The 17,029-nt window shown below is 64.0% G+C and carries 21 protein-coding genes; 9 read left to right on the top strand and 12 right to left on the bottom strand.

Going from position 1 to position 17,029, the window contains the following annotated elements; all coding sequences use genetic code 11:
• Positions 1–90: 90 nt before the first annotated feature.
• The 6 genes from pip to cysS are packed head-to-tail and all read right to left on the bottom strand — an operon-like array spanning position 91 to position 4,340.
• Complete coding sequence (gene pip / locus EH240_RS04945; RefSeq protein ID WP_124996298.1) at positions 91–1,059, bottom strand: prolyl aminopeptidase; 969 nt, start codon at positions 1,057–1,059, stop codon at positions 91–93.
• Complete coding sequence (locus EH240_RS04940) at positions 1,056–1,532, bottom strand: GFA family protein (protein ID WP_124996297.1); 477 nt, start codon at positions 1,530–1,532, stop codon at positions 1,056–1,058. The genes pip and EH240_RS04940 overlap by 4 nt, the downstream gene beginning before the upstream one ends.
• Entirely contained in the window at positions 1,529–2,035 is a 507-nt protein-coding gene (locus EH240_RS04935; RefSeq protein WP_124996296.1) for a GFA family protein, read from the bottom strand. The genes EH240_RS04940 and EH240_RS04935 overlap by 4 nt, the downstream gene beginning before the upstream one ends.
• Before the next feature lie 24 nt (positions 2,036–2,059).
• Positions 2,060–2,446: a VOC family protein gene (locus tag EH240_RS04930; protein WP_124996295.1), complete on the bottom strand. Its 387-nt coding sequence runs from the start codon at positions 2,444–2,446 to the stop codon at positions 2,060–2,062.
• Positions 2,443–2,847 (bottom strand): endonuclease domain-containing protein, encoded by a 405-nt coding sequence (locus EH240_RS04925; protein ID WP_124996435.1) that lies wholly within the window; start codon positions 2,845–2,847, stop codon positions 2,443–2,445. The genes EH240_RS04930 and EH240_RS04925 overlap by 4 nt, the downstream gene beginning before the upstream one ends.
• A 41-nt stretch (positions 2,848–2,888) precedes the next feature.
• On the bottom strand, positions 2,889–4,340 hold the full coding sequence (gene cysS / locus EH240_RS04920; RefSeq protein ID WP_124996294.1) for a cysteine--tRNA ligase: 1,452 nt from the start codon (positions 4,338–4,340) through the stop codon (positions 2,889–2,891).
• Between the two features lie 392 nt (positions 4,341–4,732).
• Between cysS and EH240_RS04915 the strand changes: the two genes are divergently transcribed.
• Positions 4,733–4,888: a hypothetical protein gene (locus tag EH240_RS04915; protein ID WP_124996293.1), complete on the top strand. Its 156-nt coding sequence runs from the start codon at positions 4,733–4,735 to the stop codon at positions 4,886–4,888.
• Between the two features lie 99 nt (positions 4,889–4,987).
• Here EH240_RS04915 and EH240_RS04910 read toward each other — a convergent pair whose 3' ends face one another.
• Complete coding sequence (locus EH240_RS04910; protein ID WP_124996292.1) at positions 4,988–5,749, bottom strand: SOS response-associated peptidase; 762 nt, start codon at positions 5,747–5,749, stop codon at positions 4,988–4,990.
• A 203-nt stretch (positions 5,750–5,952) separates the two neighbouring features.
• Between EH240_RS04910 and EH240_RS04905 the strand changes: the two genes are divergently transcribed.
• From EH240_RS04905 to EH240_RS04890, 4 genes are all read left to right on the top strand, one after another.
• On the top strand, positions 5,953–6,390 hold the full coding sequence (locus EH240_RS04905) for an NUDIX hydrolase (protein ID WP_124996291.1): 438 nt from the start codon (positions 5,953–5,955) through the stop codon (positions 6,388–6,390).
• A gap of 58 nt (positions 6,391–6,448) precedes the next feature.
• A complete protein-coding gene (locus EH240_RS04900; RefSeq protein ID WP_124996290.1) occupies positions 6,449–6,826 on the top strand; it encodes a TIGR02301 family protein in 378 nt (125 codons plus the stop codon).
• 434 nt (positions 6,827–7,260) lie between these two features.
• The gene (locus tag EH240_RS04895; RefSeq protein WP_040972051.1) at positions 7,261–7,518 is read left to right on the top strand and encodes a hypothetical protein; all 258 of its coding nucleotides are present in this window, start codon (positions 7,261–7,263) and stop codon (positions 7,516–7,518) included.
• Between the two features lie 266 nt (positions 7,519–7,784).
• Positions 7,785–8,582 carry a hypothetical protein gene (locus tag EH240_RS04890; protein WP_425374766.1) on the top strand — a complete coding sequence of 266 codons (798 nt, stop codon included), beginning with the start codon at positions 7,785–7,787 and terminating at the stop codon, positions 8,580–8,582.
• A 10-nt stretch (positions 8,583–8,592) separates the two neighbouring features.
• Here EH240_RS04890 and EH240_RS04885 read toward each other — a convergent pair whose 3' ends face one another.
• From EH240_RS04885 to EH240_RS04875, 3 genes are all read right to left on the bottom strand, one after another.
• On the bottom strand, positions 8,593–9,306 hold the full coding sequence (locus EH240_RS04885) for a nucleotidyl transferase AbiEii/AbiGii toxin family protein (RefSeq protein WP_124996289.1): 714 nt from the start codon (positions 9,304–9,306) through the stop codon (positions 8,593–8,595).
• A 69-nt stretch (positions 9,307–9,375) separates the two neighbouring features.
• A complete protein-coding gene (locus EH240_RS04880; protein ID WP_124996288.1) occupies positions 9,376–9,600 on the bottom strand; it encodes a hypothetical protein in 225 nt (74 codons plus the stop codon).
• Positions 9,601–9,645: 45 nt separating this feature from the next.
• Positions 9,646–10,977: a dihydroorotase gene (locus EH240_RS04875; RefSeq protein ID WP_124996287.1), complete on the bottom strand. Its 1,332-nt coding sequence runs from the start codon at positions 10,975–10,977 to the stop codon at positions 9,646–9,648.
• Positions 10,978–11,062: 85 nt separating this feature from the next.
• Between EH240_RS04875 and ygfZ the strand changes: the two genes are divergently transcribed.
• The 3 genes from ygfZ to EH240_RS04860 all read left to right on the top strand — a co-directional run bounded on the left by ygfZ (position 11,063) and on the right by EH240_RS04860 (position 14,768).
• Positions 11,063–11,923 carry a CAF17-like 4Fe-4S cluster assembly/insertion protein YgfZ gene (gene ygfZ, locus EH240_RS04870; protein ID WP_124996433.1) on the top strand — a complete coding sequence of 287 codons (861 nt, stop codon included), beginning with the start codon at positions 11,063–11,065 and terminating at the stop codon, positions 11,921–11,923.
• Positions 11,923–12,561, top strand: a complete 639-nt coding sequence (locus tag EH240_RS04865) for a YfbR-like 5'-deoxynucleotidase (protein WP_124996286.1) — start codon at positions 11,923–11,925, stop codon at positions 12,559–12,561. Before ygfZ ends, EH240_RS04865 begins: the two co-directional genes overlap by 1 nt.
• A gap of 140 nt (positions 12,562–12,701) precedes the next feature.
• A complete protein-coding gene (locus EH240_RS04860) occupies positions 12,702–14,768 on the top strand; it encodes a putative bifunctional diguanylate cyclase/phosphodiesterase (RefSeq protein WP_245435832.1) in 2,067 nt (688 codons plus the stop codon).
• Between the two features lie 22 nt (positions 14,769–14,790).
• Here EH240_RS04860 and EH240_RS04855 read toward each other — a convergent pair whose 3' ends face one another.
• On the bottom strand, positions 14,791–15,708 hold the full coding sequence (locus tag EH240_RS04855; RefSeq protein ID WP_124996284.1) for a fatty acid desaturase family protein: 918 nt from the start codon (positions 15,706–15,708) through the stop codon (positions 14,791–14,793).
• An 85-nt stretch (positions 15,709–15,793) separates the two neighbouring features.
• Here EH240_RS04855 and EH240_RS04850 point away from each other — a divergent pair, with 85 nt between their 5' ends.
• Positions 15,794–16,726, top strand: coding sequence for a LysR substrate-binding domain-containing protein (locus tag EH240_RS04850; RefSeq protein ID WP_124996283.1), 933 nt, complete (start codon positions 15,794–15,796; stop codon positions 16,724–16,726).
• Between the two features lie 13 nt (positions 16,727–16,739).
• Here the strand turns inward: EH240_RS04850 and EH240_RS04845 are convergent, their stop codons facing one another.
• On the bottom strand, positions 16,740–17,012 hold the full coding sequence (locus tag EH240_RS04845; RefSeq protein WP_124996282.1) for a DUF3303 domain-containing protein: 273 nt from the start codon (positions 17,010–17,012) through the stop codon (positions 16,740–16,742).
• Positions 17,013–17,029: the final 17 nt, after the last annotated feature.

Here is a 17,029-nt window from a genome sequence, read left to right as displayed (position 1 = left end):
GGCGAAAGCGACGGCGACATCCAATCTCCCCCCTTGCGGGGGAGATGTCCGGCAGGACAGAGGGGGGTGGGAAGGATCGCTGCGCATTAGTTAAATCTTCCCCGCAAACCCATCCGTGGCCCGGATCAGCCGGTCCAAAATCCCGGGCTCCGAATAGGCATGGCCGGCGCCCTCGATGAGGTGGAAATCCGCCTTCGGCCAGGCCCTGTGCAGCGCCCAGGCGTAGCGCGCCGGGCACGGCATGTCGTAGCGGCCGTGGACGATGATGCCGGGAATGTCCTTGAGCTTCCACGCGTCGCGCAGCAGCTGTCCCTCCTCCAGCCAGCCGGCATGGACGAAATAGTGGTTCTCGATGCGGGCAAACGCGACCGCATAGTCGTCCTGGCCGAAGGGCGTGCTGGTTTCGGGCTCCGGCAGCAGCGTGATCGTCTCGCCTTCCCAGAGGCTCCAGGCAAGGGCTGCCTCGACTTGGCGCTGGCGGTCGGACCCCACCAGGCGCTTGCGGTAGGCGGCCATCATGTCGCCGCGCTCGGCCTGGGGGATCGGCGCCAGGAAGCGCTCCCATTTGTCGGGGAACATTTCCGAGACGCCGAACTGATAGTACCATTCGAGCTCGGCGCGGGTGAGCGTGTAGATGCCGCGCACGACGAGTTCGCTGACACGTTCCGGATGCGTCTCGGAATAGGCGAGCGCCAGCGTCGATCCCCAGGAGCCGCCGAACACCAGCCATTTGTCGAAGCCACACATTTCGCGCAAGCGCTCGATGTCGGCAACGAGGTGCCAGGTGGTGTTGGCTTCAAGCGAGGCGTTGGGTGTCGACTTACCGCAGCCGCGCTGGTCGAACAGGATGACGTCGTAAAGCTTCGGATCGAACAGCCGCCGGTGTTTCGGCGAGATCGTGCCGCCCGGCCCGCCATGCAGGAACACGGCGGGCTTGGCGCCCCTGGTGCCGCAGCGCTCCCAGTAGATGGTGTGGCCGTCGCCGACGTCGAGCATGCCTGACTCGAACGGCTCGATCTCGGGATAGAGCGTGCGCAAGGAACCGGCGGCAATCGTCATAGTTTCAGGCCCTGCTGCGGCCAGTTGGCCGTCTCGTGGTCGGGATGCTGGAAGGAGATGATCTGCTCCTGCCTCGCGTAGTAGTCGGGGTCGTCGTGGACCGGCGCCTCGAAGATCTTTTCCACCCAGGGCAGCCGCACCGCGTAGTTGACTTGGATCTGCGGCGCCAGATCGGAGCGGTCGTCGAAGGCGCCAATGGCGATCTCCAGCCCGCCCGGCTGGCGGTAGGTCAGAGGCGTGCCGCAGCGGCGGCAGAAGCCGCGATCGATGTTGACCGAGGACTGGAAATAGCTCGGCTCCTCATGGGTCCATTCGACGCCGTCCTTCGGCACCGTCACCAGCGCGCCGAAGAAATTGCCAAACTGTTTCTGGCACATGCGGCAGTGGCAGATGGATGGGCGCCCAAGCTTGCCCTTGATGCGGAAGCGCACGGCGCCGCACTGGCAGCCCCCCGTTCGAACTTGATCGGTCATGGTTTTTCCTCCGGCGGCCATTGGTCGGTGTCCCAATGGTCGGTGTCATGGTCGGGATGCTGATAGGAGACGAGTTCGGCCAGATAGGGTGCCGACGAGACATCGCCCATCGTCTCCTCGGACGGCAGTTTGGGGATGCTATCGACATAGGGAAGCTTCGCCTCGACGCCCCACTGGATGGTCGGCGCGATGCCGGCCGGGTCGTCGAAGGCGGCAATCGCCAGCGCTATGCCGTCGGGCGCCTCGAAGGTCAGCGGCGTGCCGCATTCGGCGCAGAAGCCGCGCCATGCGGCGCTGGATGAGCGGAAGCGCTTCGGCTCGCCGCGCGTCCAGTCCAACCTGGCGCCGCGCACCGAGACCAGCGGCAGGTAGAAATTGCCGCTCGCCTTCTGGCACATGCGGCAATGGCAGACCGATGCGTCGCCCAGCGCGCCCTCGACGCGGAAGCGCACCCTGCCGCACTGACAGCCGCCCGTGTAGACCGGCCGGTTGTCGAGGCTCATGGCTCGCTCCGATGATTCATGGACTCACTCCGCATCATGGCAGACCGCCTCGACATTGTTGCCGTCGGGATCGAAGACGAAGGCGCCGTAATAGTTCGGATGATAATGCGGGCGCAGGCCCGGCCCGCCATTGTCCTTGCCGCCAGCCGCGAGGGCCGCGGCATGGAAGGCGTCGACTTCGGCGCGGCTGCGCGCAGTGAAGGCGACGTGCTGGTGGTCCCTCGGCTTGTCCTTGCCGGCGCTCAGCCAGAACACCGGCCGGTCGCGGCCATAGCCACCGACCTTGGCGCCGCCGGTATACTCCTCCGGCACCATGTAGAGCAGCGAAGCGCCAAGCGGCGCAATCGCCTTGTCATAGAAAGCCTTGGACTTTTCAAAATCGGAAACGCTGATGCCGAGATGGTCGATCATGGAACGAGCTCCTCCGTTGCTTTTTCCGGCACTTCGGCGCAGGCCTCGCCGGCCGCGATGACGATGTGCTGGCAGACATTGTCGATATCGCGGATGACGTCGTCGTTCCAGAAGCGCAGGATGGTCCAGCCGCTTGCCTTCAAATAAGCGCTTCGTGCCTCGTCTCGCGCTGAGTGTTCGGCATCAGCATGCTGGCTGCCGTCGACTTCGACTATGAGCCGGTGAGCCGAGCAAGCGAAGTCGATGATATAAGGCCCTGTCGGCACCTGCCGCCGAAAGCTCATTCCCATCAGCCTGTGAGCGCGCAACTCGTTCCAGAGCTTCAGTTCGGCATCGGTCATCGCGCGCCGCATGGACTTGGCGTTCTTGCGCTGACGGGATGGAACGAAGTCGTGGCCCATGGCTACGCAGCCCCACGCTTTCGCCAATCGCCCAAGACTCCTCACCGCTTCACCTCCCACGTCGTCACGCGTTCGCCGGTAATTGGGTCCTTGCCGTCCTTGAGCTGCACGCCCTCCCCCAAGAGCTCCTCGCGGATGCGGTCGGCCTCGGGCCAGTTCTTCTGAGCGATCAGGTCCAGGCGCTTGGTGATCGCCTTGGCGATCGCCGCCTCGTCCACCTTAGCCGCGCCGACGTCGAAGCCGAGGAAGGCGAGCGCTGCCTTCAGTGAAGCGGCGGCGGTATTCTCGCCGTCGCCGCTGAACTCGATCGCCTCGCCGGCAAGCTGCGTCAGCCGCTGGAAGGCAGCGTAGGTGGCGAGGTCGTCGGACAAAGCCTCCACCACGTCGGCCGGCAGGTTCTTCGCCGCCTCCGGCGCCATGTCCGCCGCGCGTTTCCATTTGCGCAGCGTGTTTTCCGCCTCCTCCAGCTTGCGCACGGAAAAGTCGATCGGCTCGCGGTAATGCGTCATCAGCATCGCCAGCCGCAGCACCTCGCCCGGCCACGTGCGGCCGCCGAAGGTCTCGGTCTCCAGAAGCTCATGGATCGAATAGAAATTGCCGAGGCTCTTCGACATCTTCTGGCCTTCGACCTGCAGGAAGCCGTTGTGCATCCACACATTCGCCATGACCTTGGTGCCGTGGGCGCAGCGCGACTGGGCGATCTCGTTCTCGTGGTGCGGGAAGATCAGGTCGAGGCCGCCGCCATGGATGTCGAAGACCTCGCCGAGATAGGCGGCCGACATTGCCGAGCATTCGATGTGCCAGCCAGGCCTGCCCCTGCCCCAGGGGCTTTCCCAGCCGGGCTCTTCCGGGCTCGACAGCTTCCACAAAACGAAGTCGCCGGGGTTCTTCTTATGCTCGTCGACCGCGATGCGGGCGCCGGCCTGCTGCTCGTCGAGATTGCGCTTCGACAGCTCGCCATAGTCCGGCATCGAGGCGGTGTCGAACAGCACCTCGCCGCTGGCGACATAGGCATGGCCGCGCTCGATCAATTGCTCGATCAACGACAGCATGTCGGCTTTGCCGTCCGCGCGTGGCGCGACGAACTCGGTCGCGCGCGGCTCGAAGGTCGGCTCCAGGCAGCCCAGCGCCGCGACATCCTTGTGGTACTGATCGGCGGTCTTCTCGGTGACCTTGCGGATGGCGTCGTTGAGCGACAGTTTTCCCGCCGCGATCTCGCCGCCAAAATCGCGTAGCGCGCGCGTGTTTATCTTGTCGTCGACATCCGTGATGTTGCGCACATACGTGACGTGGTTCTCGCCGTGGAGCTGGCGCAGCAAACGGAAAAGCACGTCGAAGACGATCGCCGGCCGCGCATTGCCGATATGGGCAAAGTCGTAGACGGTCGGGCCGCAGACATACATGCGCACGTTCAGCGGATCGATCGGGATGAATCGTTCCTTCGTCCGCGTTAGCGTGTTGTATAGGCTGAGGCCCTTCGATGCGTCAGACATGCGTGCCCTTCCGATCCCTTGGACTTGAATGGAACCCTTCTTGCGCCAAGGCGCAAATCGGGCTCCAGCCTGCTGGCCGGGGCGTTTGTCCAATCTGGGGAAAGATGAGGCGAAAACGTCCGGACCAGCGCGAGGCTAGTCAATAATGCAAATACCACAAATGGCGAAAGACGTTTTCATGGGCGGCTTTATCGCGCCCGCAGGTGTTGCCGTCAAGTCGCTCAACTCGGGAACGACGGCGTTGGATCACAGGTAAAGACGGGCCGAAACATTTTATTAAACATGTCGGCACAGTGATGAAACATTCGCCGGCTAGACCCGCCGGGTGTCACGATTTGGTCCGAATCGACCGGCAAACGCGGGACACGAAAACGTTACCAGGGAAGAGAACAATGTCACGAAGCAAGCAGGAACAGAGCCGACCGGCGCAACCAGCGCTCGCCAGCCACTACCGCGCGATCGGCCCGGCGGCCATAGTCGCAGCCCTTCTTCATACCGCGAAGAAGAAGAAGCCGGCGCAGAAGATCGTTTCGCCGCGCGCCGCCTGAAACGGCACGACCGGCGTAGTCCCTGATGATCAGGGCGCCGGCAATGAGGGCGACGCCAATGCGCGCCCTGGAGACGAAGGCCTCCGCTAGCTGCCTTCGCTAAAGCAGGGTCATCTGGTTATCATCCGCGCCGGGCTTCTGGCGCCTGACCTTCTCGGGCTGAGGCCCGACAACGCCCCGCTCCTGAATTTCCGGCCCGGTGTTGGCGACCTTGTTGACGAGGTCGGAGACCGGAATCGCCTCAAAGAAATCGGGCTCGACGGGCTTGAGTAGATCGAGCACGTCGCGTGGCTCCTGCGTGCGGCAATCCAGCCAGCGGGCGAAGTCGCGCTCGTCGATCACCACTGGCATACGGTCGCGGATGTGGGCGATGCCGGCGCTGGCATGCGTGGTCAGAATCGCGCCGGTGTCCATCTCGGAGCCGCCGGGCTCGGCATAGGTCTCGACCAGGCCGGCGAAGGCGATCACCCCGCCACGGCGCGGCCGGATCCAGTAAGGCTGGCCCTTGGCCGTACCCGACTGCTGCCATTCATAGAAGCCGGAGGCCGGCACCAAAGCGCGGCGATGGCGCATCGCGGTCTTGAACGAGGCCATTTCGAAGACACCTTCCGAGCGGGCGTTGAAGAGCAGCGGAAATTCCTTCGTGTCCTTGACCCAGGTCGGGATCAGCCCCCAGCGTACCAGCATCGCCTGGCGGTCCGGCAGGTTGGAACCGGGTGATCGCGGCGGACCGGCCAACGCCATCAGCACGGGCTGCGTCGGGGAGATGTTGTAGCGGGCCGGAAATTCATCCAGCTCCGCCAGGCCCAGCAAGGCGGCGGTCTGGTCCGGCGTGGCGGTCAGGGCAAAGCGTCCGCACATGGATCGAGGCTCTTCGAATTGAGGCGCCACAAAAGTGGCGATGGAACCGCCGCGCCGCAACCGCTAAAAGGCGACGCGCTTTAGGTCTTTGTTTTTTTATACATGTCGTTTTCGCAAAACCGCTGCACACTTTTGCGCGACATGCATTAGAGCTGAGCCCCACCAGTCGGTCCACAACAGGCTGCGAAAGCATTAGGCACGTCATGGAAGCACGCAAGATCATCCCCGCCGTCTCTGTCGCCCTCGTGCGCGGCCAGACGGTGCTGCTGGTCAAGCGCGCGCGGCCGCCCTCGCAAGGCCTCTACGCCTATCCCGGCGGCAAGGTCGAGCCGGGCGAGACGCTGAAGGGAGCCGCAGCGCGCGAGCTCGAGGAGGAAACCGGGCTCGAGGCGGAGGACTATCGCCCGCTGCGCGACATCCATATCGACGGCCGTGCTGAGAACCACGCCGTCGACTATCTGCTGACGGTGTTCGGCGCGGCCTATGTTAGCGGCGAGCCGGTGGCGAGCGACGACGCCGAGACAGCCGCCTTCTACACGCTGGCCGAAATGGCGGAGATGCCGCTCGCCGATGATGTGCTCGAGGTGGCCGAGGAGTTGCTGGGCCCACGCAGGACAACGGGCGGCGACGCTTATAAATAGCCTTGCAGGCGGCAAAATGTTTCGTCACAAAGCCTTGCTCTTTCATCGAAAGGCCCTGATGACCCGCGCCTCACCCTTTCTCGCCGCATGCCTTGCCATCAGTATGGCCGTCACGGCGCGGCCGATACTCGCGGCAGAGGCGCCGTTCGAGCCGGGGCTGATGCGGCTCGCTGAGGTGCTGGGCTCACTGCATTTCCTGCGCAATCTCTGCGGCGAGAAGGGCGACCAGTGGCGGCTCGAGATGGAAAAGCTGCTCGAATCGGAAAACGCCGATCCCGACCGGCGCGCCCGCTTCATCGCCTCCTTCAATCGCGGCTACCGCTCCTTCAGCGGCACCTACACGCGATGCACGCCTTCGGCCACCGAGGCCATTGCCCGCTACATGAAGGAAGGCGAGACGCTGTCGCGCGACATCGCTTCCCGGTATGGAAATTGAGCGCCAGCGTCGATCGCGGTTTGCGCGTTGAAGCGCGTCGCGTCGAAACGGATTCGAGCGACGCGCTTTAAGTCTTTGCTTTGTCGGTTTCCCAAAACCGCTACACGCTTTTGGGCGACACGCCTAATCCACCAGGAATCCGCTCCAATGTGACGCGCCTTATTGTGTCAGGCTGCGCGTTGGTGCAATCATGTGTTGCGCTTGTGCAACAATGTTAATGAAACGTTAGTGCACAAATGCGGAATTAACTCAAACTGAAGGTTTTGATGCCGCAAGCCGGCCTAATCGGCTAAGGTTGGCATGGATTGATTGCAGCCCTGCTCGAAATGTAGATTTCGACCGTAACAATGTATGACTTATCCGAGGCTGCCGCAAACAGACAGATCGAGCCCGATCCATCGTCGGATCGCCGCTTGAAAAAGGTGGACATCGCAATGGAACATGGTGTCAGCGACATCGACGCGTTGGTCAGGGAAGAAAAGCGTCTGACCGCCGTGGAGAGCCACAGCGAAGCCTGGGCGGAAGGATTGTCGGCCGGCATCGAGCCCGAAATCATCGCCGAGGCGGCGCTGGAAACCGCCTTCGGGGAGATGTTGCGCGCCAATGGCGAGACCTCAGCGCTGGCGCTGCTTGACCGCATGCGCGAAAAGGTGATCTCGGGCGCTTTCGAGCCGGAACGGCTCAAGCACTAAGGCGTGTTGAGATTCAGGTGATGCCGGCCTGCAAATGTCGGTTTCCTGCGCTTCCGGTGCTCACGTACTTAAGTACGCTCCGCTCCGGTTCTCGGAACCCGCCATTTTCGACCCGGCCTGACCTGAATCTCAACACCCCTCCGCCCGCCCGCTTTCTGACAGCGACTTTTGACGGCGACGCGCCATTTGAGCATTATGCGCAGGTGCCCTAACAGCTCAAAACGCTGTCCGGACCGAGCGAGCCCGGGATCATGGAGAGGCAAGGGGTGAAATCTTCGTTGGCAGGCAAATCGCGCGCCTGGACCGTCGGCATGTGGATCGCTGCGTCCAGCCTGGCATCTCCGCTGGGCTTGTGCCTCGCCAGCACGCCTTCCTTCGCGCTAAGCGAGATCCAGCGCGAGGATTTGCCTTCGCCGGTCACGCCGCCCACCAGTGACGACACTGCCGTTCCGGGGACCACTGTGCCGATGCCCGCCCCACCCGGCAGCAAACCTTCCGACAACAGCCAGCCCGCCGACGGCACGGACAAGAGCGAGCCCGAGGCGCCAACCGGCAGCGGCGGCATCACCAGCCCACGCACCGATCCGGACGCGCCGCCGCCACCCGTCGTCTACGACCTCGACAAGCTGCCTGAACCGGTCAAGCGCATGCACGGCCTGATCGTAGAGGCCTGCAAGACCGGCGACATAGAGAAGCTTCGGCCGCTGATCGGCTCGGGCGATTCCACGACGCAGTTGTCGCTCGGCGACATCGACGGCGACCCGATCACTTTCCTCAAAGGCTTGTCCGGCGACAGCGACGGCCAAGAGATCCTCGCAATACTGGAAGAGGTGCTCAGCGCCGGCTATGTCCATGTTGACACCGGCACAGCGCAGGAACTCTATGTCTGGCCGTATTTCTTCGCGCTTCCGCTTGACAAGCTCGACCCCAGGCAGCGTGTCGAACTGTTCAAGCTCGTCACCGCGAGCGACTATGACGACATGAAGCAGTTCGGCGCCTACATCTTCTACCGCGTCGGCATCACGCCCACCGGCCAGTGGCTATTCTTTGTCGCCGGGGATTGAGCAGGAGAGTTTATCCCTTGTCGGCCTGCGGCCATATGCGAGCCGCTTCCTCTCGCAAGGCCGAGATGGCGTCGACTCCCACCCTGACATCCATTTGCAGAACGTCGGCGGCGTAGCTCAATTCGCCCTTGTCCCGGAGCTTGCCCACCACCCAGGCGACTTTGCGCCGGATATCGGGCCCGTAGGCGGTCTGCGCCTTGTCGAGGGCTTCGGTCGGGATTTGCCCATAGGTTTTGACCAGCATCCCAAGGTCGAAGGCATCTCGATATGCGGTTGCGCGATCCTGGCATCGATCGGCATTCGCCAACAGCTTCTCGGCAAACATGTCTGGTAGAACGAGGGCCGGCACCTTCAAATCCTCGTCGAGATGCCCTCGCAATTGGATGCGACCTTCCCGGACGACTTCGAACCGGATCGGCTGACCTTTGATGCGCACAACCGTCCTCAGGCCATACTGATCGATCTGAAAATCCCGAATGGCTTCGACGGGCGCAGGGAAGAAGGCCGCGACGCCGCGCTCAGACGCCCGTGTTCGCAGCTCGCGATAGCCGTCGGCGTCGGCGCAGAGAAAATCCACATCCAATGACCGCCGGTATTCACCGAGTTTCATGACAATGGCAGTGCCACCACCGAACCAGCATTGTGCGGCGGTCAGGAACTCAGCGTCCATTAGTCCGAGGGCTTCGGCAATGATCCTATGTTCGGGCCTACTGAACTCCGTCATGACCTCAACTCGCGTTTTTTCTGTTTGGCGGTCTGGGCAGCGAGAAGAACTTTTGGGAGAAGGCGGAACTCAGGATGTGGTCAAAAGTATACCGTGGCCGAATTTGTCAGCCAGCTTCCTTATAAGCAGCTTTTCACGCTGCGTAAGGCGCTTTTGATCGACAAAACGCCAATTGCGTTCGTATAGCGCAAATGCCTCTTCCGCCGGGATCGGGCGCGCGGCATCCCGGTTCCAGGCCAGCGCCTGGAGCTGCGGGAACTCTGCGGGAACAATCGGCGCAATATTTGCGGTCATGACTCCGCAAACATAATGCAGAGCGCTTAAGAAATCCAACGTGGCCTAAGCCGGCAGCGCCTCGGAAAACTCCACCGCCCTGCCCTGGCCGGGCGTGACGATCTCGCCCTCCCACATGACGCGCTTGCCGCGCACGACGGTGCCGACCGGCCAGCCGGTGACTTGCCTGCCGTCATAAGGCGTCCAGCCGGCCTTGGAGCCGGCCTGCGCGTTGGTGATGGTCTCGCGGCGCTTCAGGTCCACGACGGTGAAATCGGCGTCGTAGCCGGCGGCGATGCGGCCTTTTCTGGCCATGCCGAAGATGCGCTGCGGCCCGTGGCTGGAGAGATCGACGAAACGCTGCAGGGTGAGCCGGCCGGCGTTCACATGGTCGAGCATGATCGGTACCAGCGTCTGCACGCCGGTCATGCCCGACGGCGAGGCAGGATAGGGCTTTGCCTTCTCGGCCAGCGTGTGCGGCGCATGGTCGGACCCGAGCACGTCGACAATGCCCTGCGAAATACCATGCCAGACGCCGTCGCGGTGGCGCGCCGCCCGCACCGGCGGGTTCATCTGGATGAGCGTGGCGAGCCGCGCATAGTCGTCCGCCGAGAGCGTCAGATGGTGCGGCGTGGCCTCGCAGGTGGCGACATCCTTATGCTGCTCGAGGAAAAGGATCTCTTCCGCCGTCGAGATGTGCAGCACATGGATGCGCGCGCGCGTTTGCCTGGCGATGCGCACCAGGCGCTCGGTGCAGCGCAACGCCGCGATCTCGTCGCGCCAGACGGAATGGGACGACGGGTCGCCCTCGACGCGGAGCCCAAGCCGCTCGCGCAGGCGGAACTCGTCCTCCGAATGAAAAGCGGAGCGGCGGCGCGTGTTGCGCAGGATCGAGGCAACGCCCTCGTCGTCCTCGACCAAAAGATCGCCGGTGGACGAGCCCATGAACACTTTAATGCCGGCAGCGCCCGGCAGCCGTTCGAGTTCGCCGACATCGCCGGCATTGTCGCGCGTGCCGCCGACCCAGAAGGCGAAGTCGCAATGCATGCGGCCGGTGGCGCGCCGCACCTTGTCGGCAAGGGCCGCTTCGCCGGTGGTCAGCGGATTGGTGTTGGGCATTTCGAAGACGGCGGTGACGCCGCCCAGCACAGCGGCGCGGGAGCCGGTTTCCAGATCTTCCTTGTGCTCCAGCCCCGGTTCGCGGAAATGCACCTGGCTGTCGACGACGCCGGGCAGGATGTGCAGGCCCTTGCAGTCGATCGTCTCGCCGGCCGATGCCTGGCCGAGATCGCCTATCGCGGCAATGCGTCCGGCCTTCACGCCAACGTCGCGCCGGCCCTCGCCGTCGTGGTTGACCACCGTGCCGCCTGTCAGGATGAGGTCGAAGGTGGTTGCCATGGACAGGTCCAATCTCTTGCGGGGGGAGTGTGGCCGGCTTACGTAATGACCATCATTTTTGCAAGATCAGGCCGACATCACGCTCATGCCCTTTGCCCTGCTGAAAGACCGTGCGCTCATTTCCGTATCAGGACCGGATGCCGAGCATTTCTTGCAAAACATCCTCACCACCGATCTCGATACGCTCGGCGCCGGCGAGGCGAAGCCCGGCGCGCTGCTGGCGCCGCAGGGCAAGATCCTATTCGATTTCCTGATTTCGCGCGCCGGCGAGAATGGCTTCCAGCTGGAATGCCGGGCCGACATAGCCGATGATTTTGTGCGCCGGCTGATGCTTTACCGGCTAAGAGCCAAGGCCGAGATCGCCAAGCAGGATCAGGCGCTTGTCACCGTCGCGTGGGGCGATGATTCAACCACCTCACCTTCTGATTCAATTGCGCTGGTCGACGCTCGCTTCCGCGATGTGGCGGTCAGGCGTCTCTACGGCAGCGCAGCGGAAGATGGCGACGTCAGGGCATGGCAGGCGCTCCGCATCGCCAACGGCATCGCGGAAAGCGGTTCCGACTACCAGCTCGGCGACGCCTTCCCGCATGACGTGCTGCTCGACGAGACCGGCGGCGTCGGCTTCAAGAAGGGTTGCTATGTCGGCCAGGAAGTGGTCTCGCGCATGCAGCATCGCGGCACCGCGCGACGGCGCGTGCTGATCGCCGCTGCCGCCGGCTCGCTGCCGCCGGCCGGCACGGAGGTGACTGTCAATGGCCGCCCGGTGGGCAAGCTGGGTTCGGTAAGCGGCGGACGCGGCCTCGCCATCGCCCGCATCGACCGCGTCAAGGCGGCGCTCGACGCCTGCGACTCGATCATGGCCGGCGAGACCGCAATCATCCTTGCCATCCCCGCCTGGGCAAAATTCACCTTCCCGCAGGATGCGGTCAGCGCGGAGGAGGCCTGATGGCGGCCGACAGGGCTGGAGCGCCGCCGCGCGCCTGGCAACGCATGCTCTCCGGCCGGCGGCTCGACCTGCTCGACCCCTCGCCGCTCGACATCGAGATCGCCGACATCGCGCACGGGCTCGCCCGCGTCGCCCGCTGGAATGGCCAGACCAGCGGCGAACACGCCTTTTCGGTCGCACAGCATTCGCTGCTGGTCGAGGCGCTCTATGGCGAGCTGGTACCGGCGGCTTCAGCCGAGGCGCGGCTCGCCGCGCTGCTGCACGACGCGCCTGAATATGTCATCGGCGACATGATCTCGCCCTTCAAGTCGGTGATGGGCGGCTCCTACAAGGACTGCGAGCTGCGGCTACAGCGCGCCATCCATCTGCGTTTCTCGCTGCCGGCGGAGCTCGGCGCCGCCTTGCGCAAGGACATCAAGCGCGCCGACCAGATCGCCGCCTATTACGAGGCGACACTGCTCGCCGGCTTCTCGACGGCGGAGGCGACCGAGTATTTCGGCCGGCCGCGCGGTTTTTCCGCTGATCGCTTCGATCTCACGCCGCGCTCGGTGACCTGGGCGCAAGCGGCTTTCCTGAAGCGCTTCGCGACGCTTGAGTCCAAGCGGCAAGCTTTTCTTGCCGCCAATTCAACAGCGTAAAAGAACGCTTAATTAACCGGCAGCCGTGACAGTAACATGTTCAGTCACGGTCAGCAGGCGCGCTCATGCCCGTCGCTCATGTCAAGGCTGGTTCGGCCGCAGGCAAGCGGAAAGCAGCCGGTATTGGCCCGGCTCGACGAATGGCCGAGGAACTGCGCGCGCAAAACGAGCGCTTTTCGGCCGCCGTCGAGAACATGTCGCACGGCTTATGCATGTTCGATGCCGACGAGCGCATGATCATCTGCAACCGCAACTACGTCGACCTCTTCCGCCTCGACGCCAAGGTGATCAAGCCCGGCATCCGCTTCTTCGACATCCTGCAGCACAGCGTCGATATCGGCATCGCTTCGCAAAGCGCCGAGGAACTCTATGCCGTCCGCAAGCCCTATATCGACGGCGCGAAGCCCTCGACCTATGAGGAGACGCTGGCGGACAGGCGTGTCATCGTCATCTCGCACCGGCCGCTGGCTTCCGGCGGCTGGGTGTCGATCTACGAGGACGTGACCGTGCAGCGGCGTGCCGAAGAGGAGCTGAAAGAGCAGCACCGCCGCTTCGACGCCGCCTTAGCCAACATGTCGCAAGGGCTGCTGATGTACGACGCCGACGGCAAGATGATCGTGCGCAATCAGCGTTTCCTGGAACTCTACAAGGTTGCCGAGACGGACTTCCCGTTTGGAACGACGCATCGCGACGCGCTCGAGCGGCTGCTGGAACTCGGCATCTACACCAAGATCGATGTCGACAGCGAAGTCGCCAAGACCGAAGCCGCCCTTCGGGCGGGCAAGATGCAGTCGGCTTACCGCTATCTTAGCGACGGCAGGACATTTCTGGTCGTCCACCAGCCGATGAGCGGCGGCGGCTGGGTGGTGACCTTCGACGATGTCACCGAACGACGCCGCACCGAAGAGCGCATGACGCATCTTGCGCATCACGACACGCTGACCAACCTGCCCAACCGCTCGATGTTTCGCGAGCAGCTCGACCAGGCTCTGGGCGAGGCCAAAGCCGCGCCGCTGGCGATCTTCTCGCTCGACCTCGACCGCTTCAAGGCGGTCAACGACACGTTCGGGCACCCGGCCGGCGACTGGCTGCTGAAATGCGTTGCCGAGCGCTTGCAGCGCTGCCTGCGCGGCGAGAAAGACGTGGTGGCCCGTTTCGGCGGCGACGAATTCGCCATCATCCAGTTCAACGTCAAGGCAGCAGCCGATGCCGAAAAGCTTGCCAAACGCATTATCGAGGTGATCGGCAAGCCCTATCGCGACAAGGGCCGCGAGATGCATGTCGGCGTTAGCCTCGGCATCGCGCTCTACCCTGGCGACGGGCAGGGTGCCGACACGCTTTTGACCAATGCCGACATGGCGCTCTACCGGGGCAAGAGCGGGGGTCGCAACATCTACCGCTTCTTCGAGCCGGGCATGGACGCCATGGTGCGGGAGCGCCGGGCGCTGGAAGCCGATCTCGAGGCGGCTCTGCCCAGGCGCGAGTTCGAGCTGGATTACCAGCCGATCCTCGACATCGCGTCCGGCGACATCGTCGGCGCCGAGGCGCTGATGCGCTGGCGCTCGCCGTCGCGCGGGCTGGTGCCGCCGGAAGACTTCATCGCGGCGGCCGAGGAGACCGGGCTGATCGTGCAGCTCGGCGACTGGGCGCTGCGCAAGGCCTGCGGCGTGGCGGCGGGTTGGCCGCGGGACGCGCGCATGGCGGTCAATGTCTCGGCGGTCCAGATCAAGAGCGGTGGCTTCGCCCGCAGCGTGATCTCGGCGCTCGCCTTTTCCAGCCTGGCGGCCGGCCGGCTCGAACTCGAAATCACCGAGACGGTGATGATGGACGAGAGCGAAACAGTGCTGAGGACGCTCGGCCAGTTGCGCGGGCTCGGCGTTCGCATCGCGCTCGACGATTTCGGCACCGGCTATTCCTCGCTCGGCTATCTGCGGCGCTTCCCGGTCGACAAGATCAAGATCGACCGCTCCTTCATCCACGATCTCGACAAGCGCGACACGGCGGCGATCGTGCGCACCGTGATCGGCCTAGGCGCCGAGCTCGGCATCACCGTAACTGCCGAAGGCGTCGAGACCGAACAACAGCTCGTCATGCTGCGCAAAGCCGGCTGCGGCGAGGCGCAAGGCTACCTGATCGGCGTGCCGGCCAAGGCCTCGGAGATGAGCCGGCTGCTGCGCTCGCAGGCGTCGATGCGCCGGTCCGGCTGACACCAGACGTTCCTGCCGCCGGTCAGCGCAGCGCCTCGATGTATTTCTCGTGGAAGCTCACATAGCCGGGTTCGACTACCTTCAGATGCCGCGCGATCAGCCGATGGAACGCCGGCAACTGGTGGAACGGCACGCCGGGATAGGCGTGGTGCTCGGCATGGTAGGGCATGTTCCAGGCGAGCTTGCGCACGACCCAGTTGGTTAGCGTCGTCCTGGAGTTTTCCAGCATGTTGGCGACGAAGGGGCAGCGGCCATGCTCGGCCAGCAGATAGAGCCTGAGGAACGGCTGCCCGAGCAGCGCCGGCACGATCCAGACATAGAGGAGCACGCTTGCCTTGAACCAGAGGGCAAGGGCCAGGACCACGACATAGAAGGCGATCATAGCCCGCGCCTCGGCGTGGACTTTCGGCAAGCCCTTCGGCGGCACGTAGCTGTCGCGGCAGCGGCCGGCGGCATTGGTGTAGAGCGTCTTGAATTGACCCCACCAGACCGGCAGGCCCGAGACATGGACGATGTATTGCCGCAAGGTTTCGGGCTTCGGGAAAGCCAGCTCCGGATCGTTCTCCGGATCCTGGGTGAAGCGGTGATGGGCGAAATGAAAATAGCGGAACCAGGCGGCGGGCAGCGCGATCGCCAGGCTGCAGAGCCGCGCGACGGCGTCATTCAGCCACTGCGTCGCGAAGGCCGTCCTGTGCACGGTCTCATGCAGCAGCGTGAACAGGAACACGATCAGGATGCCCTGCGGCAGCATGAGAACCGGCCAGAACGCCACCTTGGCCGCGATCAGCGCGCCGAGAACGATGACGGCGCCGAGATGGATGGCGAGCTGGATGAGGCCCGGCCCATCCGACTTGCCGGTCAGCCGGCTGCGCTCCGCATTGGTCAGCGAGGCGATGACGTCACGATGATCGACGGTTTCGGTGTGGTCGACGGCGTTCATGAAGTGAAGGTACTCCAGAAAGAAACCTTTCGAAAAACGAGGATTTATGCAAAATAGATAAGCTCAACTTATCTTTCTGGCTGCCATGGTTGCACTTCCTTCGCTACGCGGACTGCAGGCCTTCGAGGCGGCGGCGCGCACGGGCAGCTTCGCTGCGGCTGCGGAAGAGCTGTCGGTTTCGGCGGCAGCCGTCAGCCAGCTCATCCGCACCGTCGAGGAGCAGATGGGCCGCAAGCTGTTTCACCGCGTCAACCGGCGCGTCGTGCTCACCGAGGCCGGCGTCGAAATGCTGCCGAGGCTCACCATGGCCTTCCAGGAAATCGGCAGCGTCGCAAGGGATGTCGGCGGCGATGCCTTCCGGCCAAGGCTGGTTATCTCGGTGCCGCCTTCGATGGCGATGGGCTGGCTCTCCGAGCGCCTTGTCGGCTTTGTCGCAAGCCACGGCGCCGCGGATATTTCGCTTAGAGGCGACGACGACCCGGTGCCGTTCGACCACGAGCTGATCGACATCAGGCTTTCCTACGGCCCACACTATCGCGAGCACCCGACGGACGAGATCGTCCGGGACGCCGTCTATCCCGTCTGCGCGCCGGGCCTTGGCGGCGCAACCAAGTTCGAAAGCCTCGCCGGCCTGCCGCTGATTCACACCGACTGGGGACCGACCGGTGCGGCCTTTCCGTCCTGGCGCAACTGGTTCGAGGCGGCCGGCATCGACCCAGGGCGGGCAGCGCAGCGCGGCCTTTCCGCCAACTCGTCGCGGGCAGCGCTCGACCTCGCCGTCTCGGGGCTGGGCGTGGCGCTGGCGCAAGGGATCTACTGCGCCCAAGCGCTGGAAGACGGCCGGCTGGTCCGACCCGCTGCCCGAGCGCTGGACCTGCGCCAGCCCTATTGCCTGACGATCCCGGAACGCAGCGCAAGGCGCGATGTGGTGGCGGCGTTCCGCGAATGGCTGATCGAGCAATGCGTGCGCGCGGTCAGATCGGCGGCGCTGACCGACCCCTCGCCCGATAGCTCGTGACAGCAGGCGCCGGTCAAAGATGCCCGGCCAATGCTGCGACCATGTCCTTGCTGGTCGCCACCGGAACGATCTCGAATTCCACCAGATCCGCCCATTCGACGACCCAGCGCTGCAGCAGCGTGACGTCGTCGGCCTCCACCAGGAGGAAGCAGCGGCTCATATCCCCGGCTATCCAGCTGTGGTGCACGACAAGCTCGTCTGGCTTCAGCCGGCCCTTATCGCGGAAGCGCCGGTAGATCGCCTTGCGGTCGCAGCCGGCAAAATCCTCGATCACGAAAAACAGCATCTTTTGCTCCCCAAGCA

It is taken from the genome of Mesorhizobium tamadayense, assembly GCF_003863365.1.
Taxonomy (GTDB): domain Bacteria; phylum Pseudomonadota; class Alphaproteobacteria; order Rhizobiales; family Rhizobiaceae; genus Mesorhizobium; species Mesorhizobium tamadayense.
This window is presented reverse-complemented; position numbering and strand designations above follow the sequence as displayed.